The organism is Hymenobacter guriensis, from assembly GCF_015773195.1.
Classification (GTDB): Bacteria; Bacteroidota; Bacteroidia; order Cytophagales; family Hymenobacteraceae; genus Hymenobacter; species Hymenobacter guriensis.
Genome location: NZ_JADWYK010000027.1, coordinates 1 through 24,561 on the forward strand (window position 1 = coordinate 1; position 24,561 = coordinate 24,561).

26 protein-coding genes and 1 riboswitch are annotated in these 24,561 nt (G+C 62.5%); of the genes, 13 read left to right on the plus strand and 13 right to left on the minus strand.

The features are described from left to right. The 3 genes from I5L79_RS22915 to I5L79_RS22925 form a co-directional block, all read left to right on the plus strand. Positions 1–324, plus strand: a 324-nt coding sequence (locus I5L79_RS22915; protein ID WP_196957430.1) for a T9SS type A sorting domain-containing protein, incomplete at its 5' end; no start/stop codon positions are given. Between the two features lie 191 nt (positions 325–515). Further along, entirely contained in the window at positions 516–971 is a 456-nt protein-coding gene (locus tag I5L79_RS22920; protein WP_196957431.1) for a hypothetical protein, read from the plus strand. Between the two features lie 119 nt (positions 972–1,090). Next, positions 1,091–1,846, plus strand: a complete 756-nt coding sequence (locus I5L79_RS22925; protein WP_196957432.1) for a PD-(D/E)XK nuclease-like domain-containing protein — start codon at positions 1,091–1,093, stop codon at positions 1,844–1,846. Positions 1,847–1,940: 94 nt separating this feature from the next. On the opposite strand, the gene I5L79_RS22930 is transcribed toward I5L79_RS22925, so the two are convergent. The 3 genes from I5L79_RS22930 to I5L79_RS22940 all read right to left on the minus strand — a co-directional run bounded on the left by I5L79_RS22930 (position 1,941) and on the right by I5L79_RS22940 (position 4,914). After that, a complete protein-coding gene (locus I5L79_RS22930; RefSeq protein WP_196957433.1) occupies positions 1,941–2,957 on the minus strand; it encodes a zinc dependent phospholipase C family protein in 1,017 nt (338 codons plus the stop codon). 67 nt (positions 2,958–3,024) lie between these two features. After that, positions 3,025–4,338 (minus strand): flavin monoamine oxidase family protein, encoded by a 1,314-nt coding sequence (locus I5L79_RS22935; RefSeq protein WP_196957434.1) that lies wholly within the window; start codon positions 4,336–4,338, stop codon positions 3,025–3,027. Positions 4,339–4,386: 48 nt separating this feature from the next. Next, on the minus strand, positions 4,387–4,914 hold the full coding sequence (locus I5L79_RS22940) for a GreA/GreB family elongation factor (RefSeq protein ID WP_196957435.1): 528 nt from the start codon (positions 4,912–4,914) through the stop codon (positions 4,387–4,389). A gap of 111 nt (positions 4,915–5,025) precedes the next feature. Here I5L79_RS22940 and I5L79_RS22945 point away from each other — a divergent pair, with 111 nt between their 5' ends. Further along, positions 5,026–5,844 (plus strand): GNAT family N-acetyltransferase, encoded by an 819-nt coding sequence (locus tag I5L79_RS22945; protein ID WP_196957436.1) that lies wholly within the window; start codon positions 5,026–5,028, stop codon positions 5,842–5,844. A gap of 73 nt (positions 5,845–5,917) precedes the next feature. Here I5L79_RS22945 and I5L79_RS22950 read toward each other — a convergent pair whose 3' ends face one another. Next, a complete protein-coding gene (locus tag I5L79_RS22950) occupies positions 5,918–6,316 on the minus strand; it encodes a hypothetical protein (RefSeq protein ID WP_196957437.1) in 399 nt (132 codons plus the stop codon). A gap of 572 nt (positions 6,317–6,888) precedes the next feature. Here I5L79_RS22950 and I5L79_RS22955 point away from each other — a divergent pair. From I5L79_RS22955 to I5L79_RS22965, 3 genes are read left to right on the plus strand one after another with little or no spacing between them, the layout of a single operon-like run. Beyond that, on the plus strand, positions 6,889–7,179 hold the full coding sequence (locus I5L79_RS22955; RefSeq protein WP_196957438.1) for a hypothetical protein: 291 nt from the start codon (positions 6,889–6,891) through the stop codon (positions 7,177–7,179). After that, on the plus strand, positions 7,176–7,517 hold the full coding sequence (locus I5L79_RS22960; protein WP_196957439.1) for a hypothetical protein: 342 nt from the start codon (positions 7,176–7,178) through the stop codon (positions 7,515–7,517). The genes I5L79_RS22955 and I5L79_RS22960 overlap by 4 nt, the downstream gene beginning before the upstream one ends. Positions 7,518–7,559: 42 nt before the next feature. Then, the gene (locus I5L79_RS22965) at positions 7,560–7,835 is read left to right on the plus strand and encodes a hypothetical protein (protein ID WP_196957440.1); all 276 of its coding nucleotides are present in this window, start codon (positions 7,560–7,562) and stop codon (positions 7,833–7,835) included. A gap of 67 nt (positions 7,836–7,902) precedes the next feature. Here I5L79_RS22965 and I5L79_RS22970 read toward each other — a convergent pair whose 3' ends face one another. From I5L79_RS22970 to I5L79_RS22990, 5 genes are all read right to left on the minus strand, one after another. Further along, a complete protein-coding gene (locus I5L79_RS22970; RefSeq protein ID WP_196957441.1) occupies positions 7,903–8,559 on the minus strand; it encodes a class I SAM-dependent methyltransferase in 657 nt (218 codons plus the stop codon). A gap of 248 nt (positions 8,560–8,807) precedes the next feature. Further along, entirely contained in the window at positions 8,808–9,527 is a 720-nt protein-coding gene (locus I5L79_RS22975; protein WP_196957442.1) for a copper homeostasis protein CutC, read from the minus strand. Further along, complete coding sequence (locus I5L79_RS22980) at positions 9,524–10,549, minus strand: N(4)-(beta-N-acetylglucosaminyl)-L-asparaginase (protein WP_196957443.1); 1,026 nt, start codon at positions 10,547–10,549, stop codon at positions 9,524–9,526. The genes I5L79_RS22975 and I5L79_RS22980 overlap by 4 nt, the downstream gene beginning before the upstream one ends. A 148-nt stretch (positions 10,550–10,697) precedes the next feature. After that, complete coding sequence (locus tag I5L79_RS22985; RefSeq protein WP_196957444.1) at positions 10,698–11,576, minus strand: SDR family oxidoreductase; 879 nt, start codon at positions 11,574–11,576, stop codon at positions 10,698–10,700. A gap of 205 nt (positions 11,577–11,781) precedes the next feature. Next, positions 11,782–12,318, minus strand: a complete 537-nt coding sequence (locus tag I5L79_RS22990) for a pyridoxamine 5'-phosphate oxidase family protein (RefSeq protein ID WP_196957445.1) — start codon at positions 12,316–12,318, stop codon at positions 11,782–11,784. A gap of 316 nt (positions 12,319–12,634) precedes the next feature. On the opposite strand from I5L79_RS22990, the gene I5L79_RS22995 reads away from it, so the two are divergent. Together I5L79_RS22995 and I5L79_RS23000 are read left to right on the plus strand one after the other, a co-directional pair. Next, positions 12,635–12,883, plus strand: a complete 249-nt coding sequence (locus tag I5L79_RS22995; protein ID WP_196957446.1) for a hypothetical protein — start codon at positions 12,635–12,637, stop codon at positions 12,881–12,883. 51 nt (positions 12,884–12,934) lie between these two features. Continuing rightward, entirely contained in the window at positions 12,935–14,536 is a 1,602-nt protein-coding gene (locus I5L79_RS23000; protein WP_196957447.1) for a protein adenylyltransferase SelO, read from the plus strand. Between the two features lie 109 nt (positions 14,537–14,645). Here the strand turns inward: I5L79_RS23000 and I5L79_RS23005 are convergent, their stop codons facing one another. Then, complete coding sequence (locus tag I5L79_RS23005) at positions 14,646–15,803, minus strand: DUF418 domain-containing protein (protein WP_196957448.1); 1,158 nt, start codon at positions 15,801–15,803, stop codon at positions 14,646–14,648. Between the two features lie 35 nt (positions 15,804–15,838). Between I5L79_RS23005 and I5L79_RS23010 the strand changes: the two genes are divergently transcribed. Then, positions 15,839–17,515 carry a sulfatase-like hydrolase/transferase gene (locus I5L79_RS23010; protein WP_196957449.1) on the plus strand — a complete coding sequence of 559 codons (1,677 nt, stop codon included), beginning with the start codon at positions 15,839–15,841 and terminating at the stop codon, positions 17,513–17,515. A 140-nt stretch (positions 17,516–17,655) separates the two neighbouring features. Then, positions 17,656–19,164 carry an NCS1 family nucleobase:cation symporter-1 gene (locus tag I5L79_RS23015; protein ID WP_196957450.1) on the plus strand — a complete coding sequence of 503 codons (1,509 nt, stop codon included), beginning with the start codon at positions 17,656–17,658 and terminating at the stop codon, positions 19,162–19,164. A gap of 137 nt (positions 19,165–19,301) precedes the next feature. On the opposite strand, the gene I5L79_RS23020 is transcribed toward I5L79_RS23015, so the two are convergent. Continuing rightward, complete coding sequence (locus I5L79_RS23020; RefSeq protein ID WP_196957451.1) at positions 19,302–20,591, minus strand: homoserine dehydrogenase; 1,290 nt, start codon at positions 20,589–20,591, stop codon at positions 19,302–19,304. 142 nt (positions 20,592–20,733) lie between these two features. Then, on the minus strand, positions 20,734–21,936 hold the full coding sequence (locus I5L79_RS23025) for a trans-sulfuration enzyme family protein (protein ID WP_196957452.1): 1,203 nt from the start codon (positions 21,934–21,936) through the stop codon (positions 20,734–20,736). 140 nt (positions 21,937–22,076) lie between these two features. Beyond that, positions 22,077–22,191, minus strand: a riboswitch (SAM riboswitch). Between the two features lie 234 nt (positions 22,192–22,425). On the opposite strand from I5L79_RS23025, the gene I5L79_RS23030 reads away from it, so the two are divergent. Further along, the gene (locus I5L79_RS23030) at positions 22,426–23,751 is read left to right on the plus strand and encodes a leucine-rich repeat-containing protein kinase family protein (RefSeq protein WP_196957453.1); all 1,326 of its coding nucleotides are present in this window, start codon (positions 22,426–22,428) and stop codon (positions 23,749–23,751) included. 4 nt (positions 23,752–23,755) lie between these two features. Here the strand turns inward: I5L79_RS23030 and I5L79_RS23035 are convergent, their stop codons facing one another. Then, on the minus strand, positions 23,756–24,148 hold the full coding sequence (locus tag I5L79_RS23035; RefSeq protein WP_196957454.1) for a hypothetical protein: 393 nt from the start codon (positions 24,146–24,148) through the stop codon (positions 23,756–23,758). A 201-nt stretch (positions 24,149–24,349) separates the two neighbouring features. Between I5L79_RS23035 and I5L79_RS23545 the strand changes: the two genes are divergently transcribed. After that, a complete protein-coding gene (locus I5L79_RS23545; protein ID WP_262894935.1) occupies positions 24,350–24,472 on the plus strand; it encodes a hypothetical protein in 123 nt (40 codons plus the stop codon). The last annotated feature ends 89 nt before the right edge of the window (positions 24,473–24,561 follow it).

Here is a 24,561-nt window from a genome sequence, read left to right on the forward strand (position 1 = left end):
ATCTACGCTCAGACCGGCGGCTGGAATATCAACTGGGTCCGCATCACCAAAGCGGCCGGGGCCCGCACCGCCCTGGCAGCAAAAAACTCAGCCGAGTCAGGCCTGGAGGTGTACCCCAATCCAGCGACCAGCCAGCTGCATGTGGTGTCGAAGCTGAATCTGGCCGGCAGCCGCTATTCCCTGGTAGATGCTCGCGGCCGCCAGGTAGGCAGTGGGACCTTGGAAAAAGGTTCTGTAAACGTGGCCGACTTGAAGACCGGTATCTACCAACTGATCATCACCACGAAAGACGAACAGCAGATTACCCGCCGCTTCGCGAAGTAGGCAGGGGCAGAAAAACAAAGAAGCAGGCTCCCGATTCGGGAGCCTGCTTCTTTGTTTTTCTGCCCCGCTAAATGCGGGACACAGGGATAGAAAGGCGGCTCTCTACGAAATAAATAGAAAGAAGGTTATTTAATTTTATTGTAATCTGCAGATATTGCGCAAACGTCTGCACACCGCAACTAACTTATTGTATGTCAAAAGCTTTACTTTGTAGCGTATTTGCCTTATTGGGCGCTGGAACAGTACTGGCTACCGGCCCCAGCAAACCCAAGGTCACCTCCGACAACGGGCAGGAAATTCTGATTCATACCACGGAGCCCGACAGTGCCGCCCTGCGCCGCGTGCGGCTGATTCTGCGCATGGAAGGCTACAACCGGCAGGTACTGGTGCCCACCGCCCACGCCTACGTGGCCGGCCCGAAAGTCAGCCCGGCCTTCGGCGGCACTATGTTCTACATCACGGCCAGGGTTTCCGGCAACACGCTCAGCCTCTCGGCCAAGCACGTTTCGTATGTGGGGGATAAGGTGGTGGACGTAACAGCCGACGAAGCCGCCAAAGCGGCCGGGCAGCCTACGCCTACCTCCCTGGAGCTGCGCCGGGTGGCGGCTCTGTATACCGGCACGCCCTTGGTAGCCCAACGGCGGTAGCGTATCTTGCGCTGACTGTTTAGGGGGTTCGGTGCTCGGCAAGCGGGTACCGAACCTCTTTTTTTCGCGCCCGCTACAACCTCCCGGCAGCTGAGCAAGTATCAGCTGACTGAACGCATATGCCTGAACCTGCCCGCCGCCCCGACCTGCTGCGCCTGTCTTACGACGACTACCGCGCCCTGCCTGCCATTGCCAACTCCGACCTCTCGCGCCTGCGTGACGCCCTTAGCGGCCGCCCCCGGCGCGAAGGCGGCAGCAACGCCCCGGCCCTGAGCTTCGGCACCGCTTTTCATACGGCCCTGCTGGAGCCCGAGCAGTACGTGCCCGGCTACCCCGTCGTAAACGATACGCTGATCTGGTGGCTGGTGGAAGGCGTGAAGCTGCGCGAAGACCTGCGGGAAATGCTGGAAAAGGGCGTGCCGGAGCCTAGCTGCCTGTTTACGGACCCCGCCACCGGCACGCTCTGCAAGCTCCGCGCCGACTTAGTAGTGGACCAGCCCGGCCAGCCCTACACCATCATCGACTTCAAAACCACCCTGGCCCGCGACTACCACCACTTCGTGGCCCAGTGCTCGGGCTATGACTACGACCGGCAGGCTGCTTTCTACTCCGATGCGCTGCAGGCCGAGCGGTTCCTGCTGGTAGGCGTGCAAAAGGTAGAGCCCTACCACGTATTCGTGTACGAGGTGCCGCCCCACATGCTGGAAGAAGGCCGCGCCAAGTACCGGCGTCTGTTGGGCTTTCTGAACCCCAAAACCCAGTCGGCTTACCTCAGTACCGCCGCCCGCGAAATGATTCTGGAGCTGGGCCACACGCCTCCCGAGCAGGAGGACGACAGCGCCGGCCCCGCCTCTGACGATGATATAATTGCATAAGCAACCAAGCTGGAGCACAAACTGGTATAACCACAAAAGCCCGCGTCGTCCTCTCATAAAAGGATGGCGCGGGCTTTCTGCTGGTTGATTAGGCTTAGAACTCCTGGAACGAGCGGAAGTCGATGAGCTTGCCTTTGCGGATTTCCTTGAGCTCTTTTTTCAGGTTTTTGGCGCTGGCCTGGGTTGTATAGTCGGCGTCGAGCTTGGTGAGGTCGGGCTTGCCGGCATTCACCCAGGCCGTGTACCAGAAGTTGGCCGTAGCCTGGGCTGCCGTGCGCAGCTGCCGCTCTACCATGCGGTTGAGGGCCTGATGGTAGGCCGCCGAATAGGCCGGCGTATGCACCGGGTTGTTGAACACGTTTTTCTTTACCTGCCCGTCAGCATTCAGAGCGTAGATGTTGGCGGGCGGGGTCTCGGCGGCCAGCTTTTTTTCCAGCGCCAGCAACGTATCGGCAGCGGCGTGGCTTTGGGCAACGATGCGCCAGGCCTCGGCGGCCGGGTCAGTGAGCAGGCGCGGTTCGGCCAGCCGGAAGTTGTAGTCTTTGCCGAACTGCTCGGGCAGCTGCGACTCGAAAAACGCGTGAATTCCTTTCTGGCCGGTCAGCTGCCCGTCGTGGTTGGAGGAGGTGTGCAGGGGCTGGGTGGCGTCGCCGAGGTAGTGGCCCAGGTCGGCAGCCAGAAACAGGATTTCATCCTTGCGCCCGTTTTTCATCGACTGCGTGAGCTTGGCCAGCACATCCTGAATGTACCAGGGCAGGCGGCCGCTTTTGTCGAGCATGGCCGCGTCGTACTTCTTGTAGGCCTCGGCTGATGTCTGTGGTAGCTCACTGATGGGCTGATTGCCAAAGTCTTCCAGGTCAATGAAATGGCGCGGGAACTCCGCCCGGTCGTTGATGACGTACTTGCGCGAGTCGGGAATCACGGCCTCCGTCACTATGAAGTCGATGTGGTTGTAGAAGAACGTGCGCAGCGGGGCAGGCAGCGCCAGCACAGCCGCCCGGTTTACGCGCTGGTGGCCCCAGTTGCCCCAGGCCAGCAAAGCCGTAGGCAGCAGCAACAGGCCGCAGGCAACCCATACAACGCGCGGCAGACGGTAAAAACGGAGCAGCATGGCAAATCAGCTAAAGAAGAAAAGTCCAAATGTCCGGACTTTTGGGCGGCCTGCCAAGATTCACCAGCTATTTACCGATCTGTAGCATACGCCGGGCGGCCTCCTGCCCGCTCACCAGCGCCGCCTCTACGGTGCCCGTGCTGGGGCCTTCGTACACGCCTTCGCCCGCGAAGAAAAGCGTGTTTTCTACCGGGGTCAGCAACGTCTGCCGGGCCTCGGCAGCTTCCACCGTAGCGTAGGAGTAGGCTCCGCGCGCCCACGGGTCGGCGGACCAGTTCGCCACGCGGTAAGCCACCAGCTGCTCGCGGAGGACGGCCACGGAGCTGCCCAGCACATAGGCCAGTGATTCGAGGGCCAGCTGCAGCAGGTCTTCGTCGGGCGTGTGCTGGTGATGGGAGGCGGCGGGCCCGCCCAGCCAGCCCGTGAGCAAAAGGCGCGCATCCGGCAGCTGCGACCACCACGTAGGCACCGGCGCATCCGAAAAAGCAAACCCCAGCTCCGGCAGGCGCTGCGTGAGCGGCGGTTGCGTGGCCGAGCGAAAATCCGGCGCAAACTCCAGCAGCACTTTGATGACGGCGCCAAACCCCAGCTGCCGGGCAGCAGCCCGCAACCCGGGCAACTCAGGCTGAAAGTTGAGGGCGCCAGCTGTTCCGGCCGGCGCCTGAAGCAAACCCACCGGCACCGTAATCAGGGCCTGCCGCGCCCAAAACGACTGGCCCGCCATGCTGACGGCTGCCACCTGCCCCTGCTCCCAGATGAGTTGGTGAACGGGCGTACTAAGATGAAGTAAGGCGCCCGCGGCTGTGGCTTGGTCCCGCAGCAGTTCCACTAGCTGGCCGTAGCCTCCCGCCGGGCGGGGCGAGTCTTCCGCTCCGCCACCGGCCCATTCCTCGCGCAGGGCAAAGGCGCTGGCCCGGGTGGTATCAGCCAGGTTGTAGCCCTCGGCAAACTGGCTTACCTGCTGGCGTAGCGTGGCGTGCGCGTCGCCGGGGAAATAGTAGGTCAGGAAATCGGCCAGGGGCATATCCTGCGGCAGCGCGTGCAGCTGCCGGAGCAGCGCGGGCATATCGGCCAGAAACTCCGCAGACTCCCGCACCTGGCCGGCGTACACCTCATAGTTGCGGCCAGCGGTGCTGTGCCACACTGCCCCGGCTTCGTGCAGCAGCGTGCGGGTAAGCGGCGCGTCGCCGTGGATGAACTCGGCGCCGGCTTCCGTGGGGCCCGTAAAGCCACCCTTCTGGAAGGTATGAATCCGGCCGCCGATTCGGGCACGGGCTTCCAGAACTGTTACGCGGCGGCCGGCGCGGGCCAGGTCGCGGGCGGCGAGCAGGCCCGCTGCTCCGGCACCAATAATGAGTACGTCGATAGAATGATCAGACATAAGAAAGGCTGGGCAGGAAAGGGCCGGCACCGGTAAAAAGCCGTGTGCCTACTGGTCGCCCTCGTAGTGGATGGCGGTTATTTCCACGATTTCCGTGGGTGGGCCGGGTTGCACCGTTACTTGCTGGCCTAGCCGGGCCCCCTGCAGTGCCCGCGCAATAGGCGCCACGAAGGCTACCCGGCCCTCCGCAATGGATGCCTCATCTACACCCACAATGGTGAGGCGGCGCTCCTGGCCCGGCTGTCGCCCTTGGATGGTGCGCAACGTTACCGTAGCGCCAAAGCGCACTTCCCCGGCAGGCTGGGTGCGGGCCTCCACCACTTTGGCGCTGGCCAGCCGGGCCTGGAGGGCATGCAGGCGGGCATTGAGTACGGTCAGCTGGCGGGTGCGGTCGGCATCGTTGTCGCGGTGAGCTTCGGCCTGCGTGCGTTCGGCTTCCAGGGAGGCCAGCTCCTGGCGCAGCAGCTCCAAGCCACGGGGTGTCACATAGTTGGGCGTGTTGGGTGGCAGGGCGGCGCGGGGCGGAATAATGGGCGCTTCCAGCGAATCATCTTCTTTGGCAAATGCTCGGCTCATAGCCCTGCTTAACGAACCAGGATAGGGGAGGTTGCTGCCGCCCTTGGGCGAGGAACCCAAACCAGTTACCTTGCGGCTGTTGCTCCGGTGGAGCTTCCACTACTGCTACCGATGCTATTCGCCGACTACACCCTGTCCCAGCGCCTCGAACGTACCGAAGGGCGCAGCAATGCTGCCTTCGTAGAAATCCGGGCGCAGCTGCAGCCCGCCAGCGGCGCCACCTGGTGCGAGGTAGCCGGAACTGCCGCCATGTTCGACGGGCCCGATTCGCCCCTGACTCAAACCTTCGGACTGGGCATGTTCGGGGAAGTGACACCCAGTGACTTGGCTGCGCTGGAAAGCTTTTTTCAGGAGCGCGGCGCCCCGGTGCTGCACGAGGTAAGCCCGCTGGCCGATGCCTCGTTGCTGCCCTTGCTGACGCAGCGCGGTTACCAACCCCTGGAATACACCAGCGTACTGTACCAGCCGTTGTCGGCGGCAGCTGCCCCGCCGGTTTCGCGCAATCCGCAGTTGCGCACCCGGCTGCTGGCGCCCGACGAGGCCCCGCTCTGGGCCCGCACGGCCGCGGCTGGGTGGAGCACCGAGATGGAAGGTTTGGAAGAATTCATCCGGGAGCTTAGCGTGGTCAGCGCCCAAAGTGCCGGTGCCCGGCCTTTCCTGGCCGAGCTGGCCGGGGAGCCGATAGCGGCCGGTGGGTTGTTTGTCTATGATGACGTGGCGTTGCTTGCGGGGGCCAGTACGGTGCCACAGGCCCGGCGCCAGGGCGGGCAGCAGGCGCTGCTGGAAGCCCGCCTGCACTACGCCGCCAGCCAGGGCTGCACGCTGGCTATGATGGCGGCACTACCGGGCAGCCAGTCGCAGCGCAACGCCGAGAAGCACGGGTTTCGCATAGCCTACACGCGTACCAAATGGCAACTGGCTTCGAAGTGAGTTCGGCAGCTGCGAACCAGGTGCCCGGGAGCAACGGCATACGGCAGAAGCAAGCTGCCCTGGGCCTGCCGGTTTACTTTTGTCCGCGCAGCCAGGAAATGGCAGCGGCCTCATCGGCAAACAGGTGATACGTGAGGGCCGCCGCCTCGCCATCCTGCTCGGTAAGCTCTGCCGGCAACTGAGCAAAATCCTCTTCTGACATAAGCACGGCCCCGAATACGCGGTGGCCCTGGTTTTCCTCGGAAAGCCAATAGCCTACCACCCATTCGTTTTCTTCGGGGGTGAAAGCCTGCATCTGGCGCTGGTCGCCCAGCATCCGGTCCCAGTTGCGCAGGCGCAACAGCTGTACCGTGTGGGTAAGAAACGCCTGAAGGTGGTGAAGCTTGCGCGGGCCCGGGTGATACTGCACCAGCGCGTACCCATCGGAATGCTCCAGCACACGGCCCACAGGGTTTTCGAAATATAGCCGCATGGCGGAAGGAAGAAGGCAATAGGAGGTGAAAAGCAGGGTAGGAGGAGCTTGGCTGCCGCCCTGCGAAAAGGCGGCGGATCCGTATACTCCCTTCGGCGGGCAGATGATACACTTCCCGTCGACCCGGCTGCAAAATAACCAGTGAATTCTCAGCTTCCTGTTCTTTTCCTGTTTTCAGTTGCCTTTTTCCGGTTACTCGTTGCCTGTGGCAGGTGCTTGTTTCTGACAATGAGCAACTACCAACTGACGGCTCGAAACTGATAACGGGCAACTGTATAGCGGGGCGGTAGAAAATAAAGTTCGGTGTAGATACCCCTCTGCAGGCTGCAAAGGCAGTTTCGGCAGCCAATGCCCGGGCGGGCCGGTTGGCCGTGCCGGATTATCGGCAGAAAAGGCGGAACTTACATGGGCCAACCGGGCTGCGGCCCCACTGGCCACCCCCGCCATCCTTGTTTTTGCTGCTTCCGGTCCTAGGGCCGGCACGGCCAGCACACGGAGCCGAGCCGGCACCCGGCCCCGTGTAGCCTACTGCCCGGCCCCGTGGCCGGGTGCCCTTTGCGGGCTCATCTCCTATGCACTCCTTCTACCAGCCGGCGGCCGAACTGCTGAGCGCCTGGGGCTTTGCACCCTACGCCGCGCCCGCCGGCCAGCGCCGCTTCAGCCGCCCCAGCGACTGTGGCCAGGAAACTCTGGTGCTCTACGACGACGGCGAAATGACGCTGCTCGAGGCCGTGCAGGGCCAGCTGCTCTACAGCTTCCAGGGCCGCGTGGCCTCCGAAGCCGAGCTGCGGGTGCTGCTGCGCCAGGTGAACTGGCCCGCCGAACCTCCTGTTTCTCAAGCATCTTCCCCCCAACTACCATGACGGATACCTACCTGCGGAGCCTCGGCTTCGTCCCCACCGAACCCGCCCGCACGGCCATGACGCCCCCCTTCCACCTGGCCTGGCGCTACCAGCAGGAAAAGCTGGCCCAGGATGGCACACCCTTGTTTATCGAGCACCCGTTTGGGGTAGCCAGCTGTCGGCTGAGCGCCCTGGCCGCCCCACTCGACCAGCAGGATGTGGTAGCCACCGTATCCTTGCACGACCGGCCGGCGCTGGAAGCGGCCATTAAGTCATTTTTCGACGCGCACGGCGGCGTAGGTCAGCCAATACCGGCGTTTGTGCCGCACACGTTCCGGCCCTACCGGCGCGGCGAGTAAGGCCGGCGCCTCTCCCTTTTTGCTTTTGTTTACTTAACGATCATGGATCAAGACCTCCAGCTTAGCCTGGCCAACAACGCCAAAGAATGGCTGGCCCTCTCACTGTCAATTTCCTCTGCCGAAAAACAGGCGTTTGGCAAAGTACACGACGGTTTCTTTACCACCTACGGTGCCAATTTCATGGCCCACGTGTACCGCCTCACCATTGAGCGCGCCCTGCAAAGCATGCCCGAAACCGAGCGTGACAAGCTGATGATTACCTTCCGCGAAACCATGGATCAGGCCATCGACGAGCATTACTCCACCTCGCCCTCCTGAAGCAAAATAGAATAAAAAATAAAGCGTGAGCAATGAAGAGTTGGGCTTTTCCATCCTTCTTCATTGCTCACGCTTTATTGTTTTTCCGGGCTACCAGGCGTACCAGCCGGTGAGTTTCGCGGGTGAAGTCGGCTACGGCAACGGGCTCCTCGTAGCGTACGATCTGGAATCCGGCGGTGCGGTAAAGGTCTGGCAACTCGTTGCTGGCAAAGCCCACGCGGTGGTCGGGCGGCATCTGCCAGGTTTGGTTGACGTCGGCGTGGAAGTTTTCCAGCACCAGTAGGCCGCCCGGTCGTAGCGCCGCCTGCACCCGCTCTAAGTGGGCGCTTTCGTCGGCGTAGCAAAGCAGAATCAGGTCCTGGGAGCTGGTGCCCCAGTCATAGGTATTGGCATCGCCTACCACCGTAGTGAGGGCCACGCCTAGCTGGATGGCCCGCTGCTGCGCAAAAGCCAGTGCCTGATCGGCCAGGTCAATGCCCGTGACTTGCCAGCCTAGCCCAGCCAGGTACAGGGCGTTGCGGCCTTCTCCCATGTTCACGTCCAGGGCCACGCCGGGTGGTACTCCCAGCACCGCTTCCTGCAGCAGGGCGTTGGGCTGAGAGTTGAAGCGGGTGCTGCGCCAGGTGGCATCGAGCAGGTAATGATTCCAGCGCGCACGCTCCTGCTCGCGCTGTTGCGCGGGCGTAGGATTCGGTGGCAGCGGCGGCAGGCAAAAGGCAGCCATTTGGTTAGCAGTAAGGGCAATTGCCAGCGGCATTGGTTGCCGGCAAGAACGTAAAAAACAGAGGAATTGCCCGTAACGGCACTCAAACTAACATCTTAAGTGCTGAAGTTTACTTCTGCCACAGTAGTACTCCCACAATACATTACCACCCTATATCTACTTAAGCTACTGGCAATACTTACCTGGCATCTGTAGAAATCGGCCAGTGCTGAAGTGGCGAAAAGCGCTGAGGTAAAGGCGCCGATATACTAGCGGGTTAGCTCTGCCAGCAGCTGCGCCACAATGGCGGCATCGGTTTCGGGCAAAGTAACGTCGAAAGGCGTGGACATGGGGCCGTGCGAAAGAGCTGCCGGCCCGGTGGCGCTGGCATGAAACTCGGAGGCACCGGTGCGGGCCGCTAGCGCCCGGATGTTGGACGGCCGGATGCCCGCGCCCGGCATTACCGTGATGCGCCCGGCCGCCTGCGCTACCAGGGCCGCCAGCTGCACCTGTCCCGCCTCAGCCGTGGCTTGACCTCCGGAAGTGAGGAGGCGCTGGCAGCCCAGGGCTACTACGTCTTCCAGAGCCTGGGCTTGGTCGGGGCAGGCATCAAAGGCACGGTGGAAGGTTACGGGCAGTGGTCCGGCTGCCGCTATCAACTCCCGACACCGGGACTGGTCGACGCGGCCGGCAGCATCTAGCACGCCCAGCACCACGCCGTCGCAGCCCAGCTGCCGGCACTGCGCAATATCCGCGGCCATAATGGCCAGCTCATCGGGGGAGTAGCAGAAGTTGCCCGGCCGGGGCCGAATCAGCACAAACACCGGAATATCAACCAGCTCCCGCACCCGCTGCATGAGGCCGTAGGAAGGCGTGATGCCGCCCTGGGCCATGTTCTGGCATAGCTCTAGGCGGTGCGCCCCACCTACCTTCGCCGCCACCGCCGACTGCACCGAGCCCGCGCAAATTTCCAGCACAGGCGTCTTCATTTTAGCAGATACTCGCTTTGTATGAGCTGCTGCTGGTTGCTGGCATCGCACACGGCGTAGCTGAAACCCTGCTGCAAGGCAAAAGCGCCGTACTCGCCCTGGGTGTTCACCGCAATAAAGCATACCTGAATGTCGCGGGCCTTGGCGCCTTTGATGCGGGCAATACGCTCCACGGCGGCCTTGCAGGCGGCTTTGGGCGAAAGGCCCTGGCGCATGAGCTCCACCACGGTGTGGGCGCCGGCAATGCGAATCACGTCCTCGCCCTGGCCGGTAGCGGCGGCAGCCCCCACCGCATTATCCACGTACAGACCCGACCCGATAAGAGGAGAGTCGCCGAGGCGGCCGCGCATCTTGAAGCCCATGCCGCTGGTGGTGCAGCTGCCACTCAGGTTGCCGCGTGCGTCCTGAGCCAGCATGGCAATGGTATCGTGGTTGTTGGCCCCGCCCACTGGCCCTACCGGCTTTTTACGGCTGCCCGAGTTTTCAATGTTAACGACGGGCTGATACTGGCTGGTTTTCAGCCATTCCTGATAAGCCAGCTCGGCATCGGGGCTGAGTTTTTGAGGCTCCAGCGGGAAGCCCTGGGCTACGGCAAACTGCTGGGCCCCTTCGCCCACCAGCATCACGTGGGGCGTGCGCTCCATCACGCGCCGGGCCACCTGAATGGGGTGCTTGATGCGCTCCAGCGCCGCCACGCTGCCGCAGTTAAACTCCTCGTCCATGATGCAGGCGTCCAGCGTCACAATGCCTTCCCGGTCAGGGTTGCCGCCCAGGCCCACGCAGCAGCTTTGCTCGGCTTCCGTCACCATCACGCCCGCCTCTACCGCGTCCAGGGCCCGGCCGCCCTTGCTCAGCACTTTCCACGCGCCCAGATTGGCGTTTAGCCCGGCATCCCAGGTGGATATCACCAGGGGCTTGCCTGCGGCTGCCCGTGGGGGCAGGCTAAGCGCTGCGGCCGGCCGACCGGCGGCCAGGGCCAGGGAAGCAGCGGAAGAAGTCAGGAACTTTCGGCGGGTAGTCATAGGGCACACAGAGCAGATACTGGAGCCCAAAGAAAGCAGGTTCCCGGCGCCTGGCCGCATCTACGTCCTCTATGCCTCACCGGCTACCATCCAGCACCCCAGCCAACACAGGTTTGGCCAGGGCGCTGGCTTAAGTAACGACGGGGGACTAGCTGCCCTTGGGCATGCCGCCTGTTACTTCCAGCAGGCTGCCGGTGGCATAGCTGCCATCCTGGGAGGCAAAGAACACGTAGGCCGGGGCCAGCTCCTCGGGCTGACCGGGCCTGCCCAGCATGGTGGAGTCGCCAAACTTTTTCAGGTCCTCTTTGATCATGGTGCCGGGGATGAGGGGCGTCCAGATGGGGCCGGGCAGCACGGCATTCACCCGGATTTTCTTTTCGCCGAGGTAGGCGGCCAGGCTTTTCGTGAAGGTGTGAATGGCGCCCTTGGTGGAGGCATAATCGATGAGGTGCGGATTGCCGACCAGCCCGGCAATGCTGCCGGTATTAATGATAGCGTCGCCTTCGTGCATAAGCGGAATGGCCGCCTGCGCCATGAAGATGTAGCCCTTGATGTTGGTATCGAAGGTGCGGTGCACATTTTCCTCGGGGATGCTCTCGAATTTCTCGTAGCCCATCTGGTAGGCGGCATTGTTGACGAGGATGTTCAAGCCACCCAGCTCCGAATAGGTGCGGCGTACGGCTTCGCGGCACTCGGTAGCGGAGCTCACATCGGCCTGAATAGCCAGAAACCGACGTCCCTGGGCTTCTACGGCCTGGCCTACCACGGCGGCATCTTCGGCGTTGGTGTGGTAGAGGATGGCTACATCGGCGCCTTCCATGGCGAAGGCCAGCGCTACGGCCCGCCCAATGCCCGAGTCCCCGCCGGTGATGAGTGCCACTTTGCCTTTGAGCTTGCCCGAGGGCTGGTAGCTCGACATATCCCAGTCGGGCTGCTCCTTCATGGCTTCCTCGCTGGTAGGGTACCCCATGGGCTTGGGGTTGATTTCGCTGTTGGTGGGCCGTGGTTCGTTTTGTTCGGTCTGCATAGCTTGAAAAAGTTAGTCTAGACAGAAAGTACGAGCCCCGGCGGCGAAGGTCAGCCCAGGCCGAAAAGTTGTTGCTGTACGCTCCAGCTTGCTGAAAGGCCTTCCGGGCCCCGAAACGCCTGAAATGAACGGTGTACAGCCGGAGGTAAACCACGTAAGGCACACGCGACAGACGCGCCCTCTTCAGGCAGCCTCTTGGGCCGACTCAGATGCCGGTGGGCTTCCCGTCGAGGCTGCGGGTGTTACGGTCGTGCCAGTACTGCTCTACCTGCTCCGGCCCGCGCTTTTCCATGTAGTGGTTCAGCTCGTCGCGCTCGGCCCGGAAATCGAGGAAAGGCACGGCCATGCCGCAGGAGGTCTGCACCAGGTCTACCTCCACCACCAGAATCTGCCGGGCCCCGGGCAGGGGCGGGAACAGGGGCAGCAGCTCGGCCCACTCCGCGTCGCGGGGGTGATAGAGAGAGGCCGTGCCGTAGAGGCGCAGGATGTTGGGCTTGCCCTCGAAGGCGCACCACATCAGGGTAATGCGGTTTAGCTCCAGCAGGTGGGCGGCGGTTTCGTTGCCGCTTCCGGTCAGGTTGAGCCAGGCCACGCGGTTTTCATCGAGCACGCGCAACGTATCCTGGCCCTTGGGCGAGACGTTGACGCGCCCATCAGCGGCGGCCGTGCCCACAAAGAACACGTGCTGCCGCTCTATAAAAGCTTGAATGTCGGCGCTGATGGCGAAGTATTGCTTGCCCATGTGGAGAAGAGGTTAGCGGGAGAGCAAGGTAGGGTTGTTGGGCGTGGGCGGCAAGCGGGCTATGGTCTTAGCGGGCGGCTGATTTTTTCTTTCCTTTAAAGAATATGGGATTCTTTGACTTCTTCTTTGGCAAGCCCGTGTACCTGGAACACGCGTTTTTTGGCCGGCTGCAGTGGGTAGGTGGCAACTGGCCTGATGAAGGTGATTTTGAGGGGAAACGGCTTTTTCAGCCCACCGGCCAACTGCTTCCATTGAGCATGGATGCTCCGGCAACCGGCCCTACGGCGGCGCACGTTGCTTTTTTCAGTGGGTGGAGGTGCAGTATCCGACGCTTTGCCGGGCGGCCGGGCCGCTTATCACGGCTGAGTTCGGTAACTGGATTTCGGACTTTCAGATCCGGGACTTTGAGCGGGAGTTCACGCCCACGTTCCTTTCGATGCCGACAAATCCCGCCGATCCGCTGGCCAAATGGGAGCTGACGTTTGATACAATGCATGACCGAAACCATACGGTCACGGTTTGCTTTGCAGGCGCCGCGCCCTTATTTGCACTGGTGGATGGCTGATGATTTCCGGTAAGAGAAACTGCGGCCGCCTTATCCGGGTTATAGCAGCCTATGCCTTCATCAACTCAACCCCTGGAAAACGCCACGTTTCAGAATTCCTTTGTGGAAGAGCTGCGCGGTGACGCTTCCTTCGACCATAGCCCCCGCCAGGTGCCGGGCTACCACTACTCCCGCGTGCAGCCCACGCCCGTAGCCGACCCGCACCTGCTGGCCTGGTCGGAGGAGCTGGCGGCGGAGCTGGGCCTGAGCCGGCCCCCGGAGCAGGGCGCGGCTGTGGAGGCGCTGGCCGGCAACCGCGTGCTGGAAACCATGAAGCCGTTTGCGGCCCGCTACGGCGGGCATCAGTTCGGCAATTGGGCCGGGCAGCTCGGCGACGGGCGGGCCATGAGCCTGGGTGAACTGCCGGCCCTGGATGGCACCGTCCGGGAAATCCAGCTGAAGGGCGCCGGCCCCACGCCTTACTCGCGCCGCGCCGACGGGCGGGCCGTGCTACGCTCCTCGGTGCGGGAGTTTCTGTGCTCCGAGGCCATGTACCACCTGGGCGTGCCTACCACCCGCGCCCTCAGCCTGGTAGCCACCGGCGACGCCGTGGTGCGCGACATGTTCTACGACGGCAACGCCCGCCCCGAGCCGGGCGCCATTGTAGCCCGGGTGTCGCCCACGTTCGTGCGCTTCGGCAATTTCCAGCTGCTGGCCGCCACCGGCGAAATCGACAACCTGCGCCTGCTGGCCGACTACGTAATCCGGCGCCACTTCCCGGAGCTGGGTGAGCCCAGCCCCGCAGTGTACGAGCAGTGGTTTGCGCAGGTGTGCCGACGTACGGCCGTGATGGTGGCGCACTGGATGACGGTGGGCTTCGTGCACGGGGTAATGAACACGGATAACATGAGCATCCTCGGCCTCACCATCGATTACGGGCCCTACGGCTGGCTGGAGCCCTACGAGCCCGACTGGACGCCTAACACCACAGACTTTGCCACCCACCGCTACGCCTTCGGGCAGCAGCCCCGCGTGGCCCTCTGGAACCTGATGGCCCTGGCCCAGGCCCTTACGCCCCTCATACCCGACCCCCAGGCGTTGCGCCCTCACCTGGATGATTACGTAGCCACCTTCACCGCCAGGCGGCAGGAGCTGCTGCGCCGCAAGCTGGGGCTGAGCGTGGAGCTGGCCGAAGATGCTGCCTTGCTGGACGAGCTGCTTTCGGCGCTGGCCGCTGCGCAGGTGGATATGACGGTGTTTTTCCGCCAGCTCAGCCACCGCACCTCCGACGTGCTGACGGGCACTGCCGACGAGGCCACGGCCTGGCCAATGCTGCTGGCCTCCGCTGCTTACCCCGATTCCCCGGCCGAAGGCCAGGCCCAGCTGCAGCAGTGGCTGCTACGCTACATGCAACGCGTGCGGCAGGAAACCGCAGCTCCGGAGGACATCCAGGCCGGAATGCTGGCGGCCAACCCCAAGTATGTGCTGCGCAACTACCTGGCCCAGCAGGCTATTGAAGCCGCCGAAGCCGGCGACCTGGCTCCACTGCAGCGCCTGTATCAGGTTCTCAAAACGCCCTTCGCCGAGCAGCCCGAACACGAGGAGCTGGCCGCCAAACGCCCCGAGTGGGCCCGCGAAAAGCCCGGCAGCGCCACGCTCTCGTGTAGTTCCTAAGTGTGGGAAATTCATAGTCTAAACGACACCAGGCAGACTCCCGAGGAAAATCATTGCCACTTTTTCCTCGGGAGTAGCAATGATTTTTCCTCAGGAGCACGGTGGCCCGTTAATCAGGTGTAGCGGGTGAGGAACGCGTGAGGCGCAGCAGCAGCCATTCCAGCGGCCCCTGCCGGAAGCGGCGCAGCCACCAGCCCGAAACCAGTGCCTGAAGCAGGATGAGCGGCACGTAAGCGGCCAGCAGGGTAAGCGGCGGGAGGGAGGCGTACAGGCCCAGGCCGTAGCCGTAGAAAAGCAGGCTGTACAGCAGGTTCTGGAACAGGTAATGCGTGAGCGACATACGGCCCAGGGGCGCCAGCCAAGTCAGCAGCCGGCGCCCGAAGACGGTGGTGTACCATACCAGCGGAGCCGATACCAGCACCAGCACGTTGCCGGCGTAGAACAATGCCACTAAGCCCAGCTTCAGGGCGGCAAGTGCCGGGGTACTTGGTTCTTCCCCGCGCAGGCCGGAAACCTGCAGCAGGATGCCCGCTCCCCCCAAAGCTGCCAGGGCCGCGCCCAGCAGCCTTAGCGCCGGCCAGCGCTGCACCCAGCGCCGGTAGCGGGCGTGCTCGCCCAGAAAGTGCCCCAGCAGCAGCCAGCCAAAGATTCGGGCCTGAAACACCAGCGCCTCCGGCGACCAGAAACTGAAGCTACTCAGTCCCAGCCGCGTCCGCGTAACCTCGGCAAAGCTACCGTGCTGCAGGCTTTCCCGGATGGTGGCAAACGGCAACTGCGTCGACGCGTCGGCAGCTGATCCAATAGGAGCGAAGCTGACCAGAAATAAGGTAACGGCCAGGCTTAGCCGCACCGTGGGTGGCCACCGCCGGATGCCCAGCAGCAACAGACTCATCAGGGCGTACTGATGCAGCACGTCCCCGTTCCAGATAAAGGCCAGCTGCAGCAGCCCCAGCCCGCCCAGCACCAACGCCCGCCGCACGAACGGTATAGGGCCTTTGGCTTCCAGGGCCAGGGCCGCCGCCAGCCCAAACACCAGCGCCATGATGGGGTAGAATTTCCCTTTCAGAAAAATCATGAAAACCGTAAACCCCAGCTGCTGCCCGGCCTGTGGGAACTGCCCGGCGTATTCCGCCACGTAGGCGCTGTCGTAGTTGAACGCCACCAGGTTGACGGCTCCCACGCCCACCAGGCCTACGCCGCGCAGAATATCCAGCAGGTCGTCGCGCCGCGAGGCCGGGGGCGGGGAGGCAGGCACAGGAGCATTCATGGGCGCTTTCGTTTATTTGCGAAAGTTCACACAAAATGCCTTCATCTTCGCTTGTCCGTCTGCGCCGGTACCTGGGCTCCGCCTGGGGGCTTTGGCTGTTGCTGGGCGGCTACGTGGCCTTGGTGGAAATGCGCCCCGGCCGCCTCTACTTTATCCTGACGTACCTACTGTTTCAGGAAAGCGTGACGCAGCTGCTGGGCTACCTGCTGGGCCTGGGCCTGGCCCTGGCGGGGCTGCTGGCGCTGTGGCTCAACCGCGCCCGGCTGCTATATAGCCTAGGCAGCGTGCTGTGGCTTGTATGCCTGACAGTCAGCCTCACGTACCGGCTTGTTATCGGCTACAACTTCATGTACTCGGATGCGGTGCTGGCCTGGAACAACCGCGCCCTGGCCAGTGTGGCCCTGCAAAGCTACGCCGGTCAGCTGGCGGGGGCGGTGCTGGGGGCAGGTCTGGTGCTGGCCGGCCTGCACTGGCTGCGGCAGCGCATAGCCTGGCGCGCGGCCCCGGTTTCGGCGCTGCTGCTGCCCCTGGCCGGCGCTGCCATCTATACCCAGATAAAATGGACCACCGGCACCGTCGATGATTTTCCGGCTCTGTACCGGGTGCCGCTCACGCTGCTGGCGGCCATCACCGATCAGCTGCCCCAGCCCCGACGGGCACTCGTGCCGGTGGCTCCCGCGGCGCCGGGCGTGCCCCATTTGTTTCTGGTGGTAGATGAAAGCATTACGGCCTCGGAGCTGACGCTGCAAAACCCCGCCTTGCGCACCACGCCCTTTCTGTACTCAGTGCGCGGGCAGCTCCACGACTTTGGGGTGGCCAGTGCCACCATCAATCAAAGCGCGGGCTCCAATATTGCCCTGATGAGCGGCACCCGCCTCGCGGAGCTGCCCGATACCCGGTACCGCACGTTTGCCCGCACCAGCGTCTTTCAGTTTGCCAAGCGGGCCGGCTATACCACCTACTACATTGATGCTCAGCTGGGCGGCGACGTGCTGCAGAACTTCATGAGCCCGGAGGACCTACGCTACATCGACTACGTGGAGCGGCCCGCCGCGCAGCAGCCCCAACTGGCTTATCATGAGCGTGACATGGTGGTGGCCGCGCGGCTGCGCGACCTGGCCCGGCAGCCGCGCAAGGTTTTCGCCTACGTGGTGAAAGCCGGAGCCCACTGGCCCTACGCCCGCACTTACCCGGCTGACTCAGCTTTTTTCCGCCCTGTTCTCTCCCCGCGCAGCCTCTACAAAGACCAGAACCGGACCCTCAATACCTACCACAACGCCGTGCGCTGGACTGTGGACGAGTTCTGGCGCCAACTAATGGTGGACATTGCGCCCCGGGACAGCGCCGTGGTGGTGTACACCTCCGACCACGGCCAGAACCTGACTGCCTCGGGTGTGGCCGTTTCGCACGCGTCGGTGTACGAAACCTCGCCCCAGGAAGTAGCCGTGCCCCTCTGGATCTGGGACGCCGGAAAGCTGGTGGCATTCCCTCCAACGGCCGTACCCGGCCCGGGCCGCAGTCACTTCGATATATTCCCGACGCTGCTGCGGCTGCAGGGCTATGCCCCGGCCTGGGTAGCGCAGCACTACGGCCCTTCTCTGCTGGACGCCCCGAACCAGGCACCCCGCCAGTTCATGACGGGTGACTTGTTCGGGCGGGGGCCGCACGCGCTGCAGCCTTTCCGGTGGCCGCTCGCGCAGCCGGTGAAGTAGCGCGAGCCAGCAGGCACGGCGGTATTGCCCACTATACTGGGTGGATGCCGCTGCATTTCTGGCAGCCCGCCAGCGGAAATGCTTGCGTAAGGTGCTTTCTCTGCTTTACTTACGAAGTAAACCTCCTTAGGCGCCGCACTATGCAAGTACTTTCTACCCCGGTAAACGACCAGCCTAGTGCCGGCCTCACCAGTCCTGATCTGGCCCCCGTGCCCGCTGCCGCCCGCACCTGGACCAGCGCCAACTACGCCGCGCTGTGGATCAGCATGAGCTTGTGCATTCCCACGTATATGCTGGCCAGCTCACTGATCGAAGGCGGCATGAACTGGTGGCAGGCGCTACTGACTATTTTCCTGGGCAACACGGTGGTGCTGGTGCCCATGCTCCTCAACGGGCACGCCGGAGCCAAATACGGCATTCCATTTCCGGTCTTTGCGCGGGCATCGTTTGGCGTGCGCGGGGCCAATGTGCCGGCCTTGCTGCGTGCTATTATTGCCTGCGGCTGGTTTGGCATTCAGACCTGGATTGGCGGCTACGCCCTCTACCAGATGGCCGTGCTCTGGGTGCCGGGGCTGGCCACGCTGCCAGCCGTTTTTCCGGCTTCGTGGGGGCTGGCAACGGGACCAGCCATAACGTTTTTCCTGTTCTGGCTGCTGAACATGTACGTAGTGTATCTGGGCGTCGACAGCATCAAGAAGCTGCTGGTGTTCAAGGCGTTTTTTCTGCCGGTGGCCGCGGCAGCGCTGCTGTGGTGGGCTATTTCAGCCGGGCAAGGCCTGGGGCCCATTCTGGCGCAGCCGGCCAAATTTTCCACTTCTGCCGAGTTTTGGGCGTTCTTCTTTCCCTCACTCACGGGTATGGTTGGTTTCTGGGCCACGCTCTCCCTCAACATTCCTGATTTCACCCGCTACGCCATCAGTCAGCGGGCGCAGGTGCTGGGGCAGGCCATGGGGCTGCCTTCGTCGATGACGCTGTTTTCCTTTGTGGGCGTAGTCGTCACGTCGGCCACGTTCGTGATTTACGGGCAAACCATCTGGGACCCGGTGGTGCTGGCTGGCAAGTTCGATAGTAAAGTGCTGGTGAGCGTGGCCATGCTGGCCGTGGCTTTGTCGACGCTGGCTACCAACATTGCCGCCAACATCGTTAGTCCTGCCAACGACTTCGCCAACTTCGCCCCCGAGAAGATATCCTTCACCACGGGCGGCTACATCACCGGCGTCATTGGCCTGCTGATCTTTCCCTGGAAGCTCATTGCCGACCCTTCCGGCTACATTTTTACCTGGCTGGTGGGCTACTCGGCGCTGCTGGGTCCCATTGGCGGCATCATGATAGCCGACTACTACCTGCTGCGCCACCAGCAACTCCACGTGCCCGACCTCTACCAGTACCAGGGCCGCTACACTTACCATAACGGCATCAACTACGCCGCCATGCTGGCTTTGGGCATCGGCATTCTACCCAATATCCCGGGCTTTCTGCAGGCCGTTGGTGCGGTACCAAAAGGGAGCGTGTGGCCTTGGCTGGCGGCCGTGTACAACTACGCCTGGTTTGTAGGCTTTCTGCTGGCCGGCGGCCTCTACGTGCTGCTGATGCGCCCGCAGACCCGGATGGCCGGGGCGCCCCCACTGGTAGCGGCCGAAGTTGCCTAAGCAGAAAAAAGAACGTCATTCCGAGCGCAGCCGGGGAATCTCGCGTGCTGACGTTGAATTACTACCACAACATCAGCACGCGAGATTCCCCGGCTGCGCTCGGAATGACTGACGGGAGTAGCCAGTAACCGCCGCTCCTACAGCGGGCTCACCGCCACATCGGTTGCCCAGGCAGCCTGCACGATGGTACTGGTTTCCGGCGCAGGTACAGGTGCAGGTGCCACAGCTCGCAGCGGCGCCGGCAGACGCACAATGCTGATGCCGGGTAGCCGCAGCCACGCTGCCTGCGCCAACCGCTCCAGCCCGATGGTGCCCGTGAGGTAGTAGCCTAGTTGCTGAGAGTGGAAATACTCGTGCACGGCGCTGAAATCGGCGCGGTCAGGAGCGTGTTCGGCGCCGAAGGTCACCAGCACATCAGCTTCAGCAGCGGCGGGCGTGAGGGCGAGGGTACTTTCTTGGTGGAGCTTTTTGTACTCATAGCGGTAGCCGTAGGTCAGGGCCGATAGGTCGCTGAGGACAGCTGAGGCAGTAGGCACAGCCCCGGCGCCTTTGCCCAGAAAAAACTGCCGGTCGGCGAAGTTGCTCTGGGTGATAAGGCCGTTGTATTCGTCCTGCACGCGGGCCAGCTCGTGCTCGGGACGCACCAAGGTGGGGAGCACGGCCGCCGCTACGCCCCCATTGGGTAGGCGACGGGCTTCGGCCACCAGCTTCAGTACCAAACCCTTTTCGCGGGCGTAGCTGCTGGCCAGCTCACTGATTCCGGCAATGCCCACGGCCAGAATATCCTCGGGCCGGGCCACCAGCCCAAAGGCGTGAGCCAGCAGCAGCACCAGCTTATTGCGGGCGTCGAGACCTTCCACATCGAGGGCAGGGTTGCTTTCGGCGAAGCCCAACTCCTGGGCCTTGCGAAGTGCCGCGGCGAAGGTCAGCGCATCACGGTGCATGGCCGTGAGAATGTAGTTGGTGGAGCCGTTGATGATGCCTTCCACCGCTTCCAGTAGGTCGGTGTCGTAGTACTCCTCCAGGTTGCGGATAACGGGCAGAGAAGCGCAGGCGGCAGCTTCGTAGAGCAGGGGCGTGTTGGTTTCGCGCTGCAGATCAATGAGCTCCTGCAGGTGTTCGGCCAGCATTTTCTTGTTGGCCGTCACCACGGCTTTGCCCCGGCGCAGGGCCCCCGTCACAATGCGGTAGGCCTCGTCGGCGTCGTCAATCAGCTCTACAATGACGTTGAGCGTGGGGTCGTCCAGCACTTCGTCGCGGTCGAAGGTGAACAGCTCGGCGGGCAGGTTGCGGGCTTTGGTGCGGTCTTTCACCCCGATGCGGCCAATGCGGGCCCGCAAACCGGGCGTGCGTTCCAGCACGGTATGCAGGCCCTGGCCTACCACGCCGAATCCGAATAAGCCGATGCGGATATCGTTACGATTCATAAGTACTTGTGCAAATGCAAAAAGGCGTCCTGCTGATTTTGGCCGTCCTACTGAGCTTGCCGAAGCAAGCTCTAACGAACGATTCAACGGAGCGGTAGAACTGCTTCGGCAGGCTCAGTAGGACGGTGCGATGTTATTAACCCTACGCCAGCTGGGCTTCGGCTTCGCGCACGGCTTCTTTCAGGGTTTCCTTGGCTTCGCTCAGGCGGTCCAGGGCCTGGGCCAGGTCGGCAATCAGGTCTTCGGCATCTTCCAGGCCCACGCTCAGGCGGATCAGGCTGTCGGCCACGCCGGCAGCCTGGCGCTGGGCCACGGGCGTGGACTTATGCGTCATGGTGGCGGGGTGGCAAAGCAGGCTCTTGGCACCACCCAGGCTTTCGGCCAGGTGGAAGTACTTGGTGCTGGTGACCACCTGCGTGGCGGCTTCCTGGGTGTCTTCTTCGAGTACCAGGGCAATGATGCCGCCGAAACCGCCGGGCTGCTGCTTTTTGGCTACGGCGTGGTTGGGGTGCTCTTCCAAGCCAGGGTAGTATACGGCCCGCACTTCGGGGCGCGTCTGGAGGAATTGGGCCACTTTCAGGGCCGTGCTACAGTGACGCTCAATGCGCAGAGGCAGGGTTTCCAGCCCCCGAATCACGAGGAAGGAGTCGAACGGGCCGAGGATGCCGCCCGAAGCGTTCTGGATGAATTTCAGCTGCAGCCCCAGCTCCTCGGTGGCTGCTACCACGACGCCGGCAATGAGGTCGGAGTGGCCGCCCAGGTACTTGGTGGCGCTATGCACCACGATATCGGCACCCAGCTTGATGGGCTGCTGGAGCACGGGCGAGGCGAAGGTGTTGTCCACGCACAGCCAGGCACCGTGGGCGTGGGCTATGTCGGCAATGGCAGCAATGTCCGACACCTTCAGGGTAGGGTTGGAGGGCGACTCCAGCCATACCAGCTTGGTTTTGGCGGTGATGGCGGCGGCTACCTTGGCCGGGTCGGTGGTGTCGCAGTACACGATGTCGATGCCGAAGCGGCGGTACACGTGCTCGAACAGGCGGAAGGCCCCGCCATACAGGTCGTCGATGGCCACGATCTGGTCGCCGGCTGAGAGCAGCTTCACCACCGCGTCGATGGCGGCCAGGCCCGAGGCGAAGGCGTAGCCGGAGTGGCCGTATTCGAGGGTGGCCAGGATGTTTTCGAGGGCGCGGCGGGTTGGGTTGCCGGTGCGGGCATAGTCATAGCCCTTGTTTACCCCGGGAGCCTCCTGCACGAAGGTCGAGGTCTGGTAAATCGGAACGGAGATGGCGCCGGTGAGCTCATCTACGGGAATGGACTGGAGGAGGCGAGTGGCAGATTGCATGGGTTTGGCCGTTTTGTGGTTAGACGAAAACGCACCTTGTTGCCCAGACACTTATGCAAGATTTCTTACCGAAAGAGCATAAAAAAAGCCCTCCCGACAAGTCAGAAGAGCAAGACCGCTGCAGACGGTAGGCATCTTTTAACTTATCTTCTTCCGCGCCGACCGAAGCCGACTCAGAACAGGATTTAGCACCTGGTATCTCTACTGGTTGCTAAGGCATCACAGGGCCTGTCCCTCCGCCTTTCTTGATAAGTGCTCCGTGGCATGGAGCGCAGGGCAAATGTACAACCAGAATTTATTCATGCAACTATTTTTTAAAATTTTTGCGGTGGGAGGAAAAAATTGGAGCGTTATGCCGAGCGCAGCCGAGGAATGACGCTTAGTCCCACAACATGAGCACGCGCGGTGCCTCGCCTCTACTTGATGCGCAGAATGCCCTGTATGACGTTCTGCTGCCCGCAACCAGCGCAAACCCCGACCTTTGCCCGTATGCACACATTGGAGCAACTGCGCCGCGGCGACCTGGCCGGCACGACTCGGCTTGATCTATCGGAAGGCCTCACGGAGTTTCCTCGCGAAATATTCGAGCTGGCCGACACGCTGGAAATCCTCAACCTCTCCGGCAACGCGCTGGCGGAGCTGCCCGCCGACCTAAGCCAGCTGCGCCGGCTGCGCATTCTGTTCTGCTCCGATAACCACTTCTCCGAGGTTCCCGAGGTGTTGGGCCAGTGCCCGGAGCTGGAGATGGTGGGGTTCAAGGCCAACCAGATTCATACACTACCGGCCGCCGCGTTGCCGCCCAAGCTGCGCTGGCTGATTCTGACCGACAACCAACTTACCGCGTTGCCGCCCGAAATAGGCCGGTCCGGGCGGCTGCGGAAGCTCATGCTGGCCGGCAACCAACTCACGCACCTACCACCCGAAATGGCGGCCTGCACGGCCCTGGAACTGCTGCGCGTTTCCGCCAATAAGCTCAAGGACTTGCCGGCCTGGTTGCTGGAGTTGCCGCGCCTGAACTGGCTGGCGTTTGCCGGAAACCCCCTAACCGAAACTGCAGAAGCGGCCGCGCTGGCTGCCCACCCCATCCCGGAAATCAACTGGGAGGAACTGGCTATCCAACAACAGCTGGGTGAGGGCGCTTCGGGGGTGATTTACCGGGCCGAGTGGCAGGATTCTGCGGCTCGCAAACCGGTGGCCGTGAAACTGTTCAAAGGTGCCGTGACCAGTGACGGGCTGCCGCACAGCGAAATGGTAGCCTGCATCAGTGCCGGGCGCCACCCCGGCCTGATTCCGGTGCTGGGCAAGCTCAGCCGCCACCCAGCCGCCGCCGAAGGACTGGTGCTGGAGCTGCTGGACCCGGCTTACCGCGTGCTGGCTGGCCCGCCCAGCTTTTCCACCTGTACCCGCGACGTATATGCTCCCGGAAGTTTATTCAGCCTGGATCAGGTGCTGCGCATAGCGCACAACGTGGCGGCGGCGGCGCGGCACCTGCACGCCCGGGGTCTGCTGCACGGCGACCTGTACGCTCACAACACGCTGGTGGATATGGCCGGCAACGCGCTGCTGAGCGACTTCGGGGCCGCCAGCTTTTTCGGTAAGCAGGATAATGCCCAGGCTAAGGCGCTGCAGCAACTAGAGGTACGGGCCTTTGGCTGCCTGCTGGAAGAGCTGCTGACGCGTTGCCAAAGTCAGCCTGCCAACGCCGCTACGGTGGAAAGCCTGTGGGCCTTGCAGCACCGTTGCGCTCAGCCAACAGTAGCAGCGCGGCCCTTGTTTATCGAAATAGTACAAATGGTAACCGACCTGCAAGGGTAGAACGTCAGCTTTGGCGGGCCAGCCACGCGTAGCCCGAGGCCAGGTCATCAAACAGCACCACCATGGGCCGCGTGACGAAGAGCATGGCCGTTTCCATGGACTTGCGGGCGGGCCAGTGCGGCGGGCATATCCAGGCTACGAAGCGCACCCCCTGGTCGGCCAGGGTGGCATAGTAGTGGCTGCCCACCCAGCGGGCTCCCCTGTCCCACTCGCTCGTTACCTGGCTGTTGTCGTTGAGCATTTTGGTGCACGCGCAGCTTTGCAGATGCTGCAGCACTAGCTCGCCACCCTTTTTGGAAGATACTGCGTCGTGGTGGCCTTTCCATTCTACGTAAAGCCACTGGTTGTCTTCGTCGAAGGCAATGGATAGCGAAGAAGTGTCATGAAAGTACTGCATCGGGGAAATAGCAGCGCCAGGGGGTAGGGGAGCGGTGCCAGTCAGGAAGATACGGGTTGGCTATGGTTCTTATACTATATAGAGCACACATATCTGTGTTATGCCCGGCCTCAGCAGGGAAACGTTTCGTGCTGTCTATCACGTAAAACCAGGTGACGCTCAGTTTTGAATTCTTGCCTCCTCATTATCCATTGCTTTCCCATGAGAATGCCCGGTATGAACCGCCGCCCGCGCCCCGATTTCGATGACCGCTACACCAAGTGGGGCTGGTATGCCATGGGCATTATTGCTTTGGTGTGGGTACTCTATAATTTGTTGCGGTAGCCCCACACAGCCTAAGTGTATAGTCCCAGGGCGTGATGGTGTATTTTCCGGGCAGGACTTTCGCACTCAGTTATGGGACAAGTACTCCA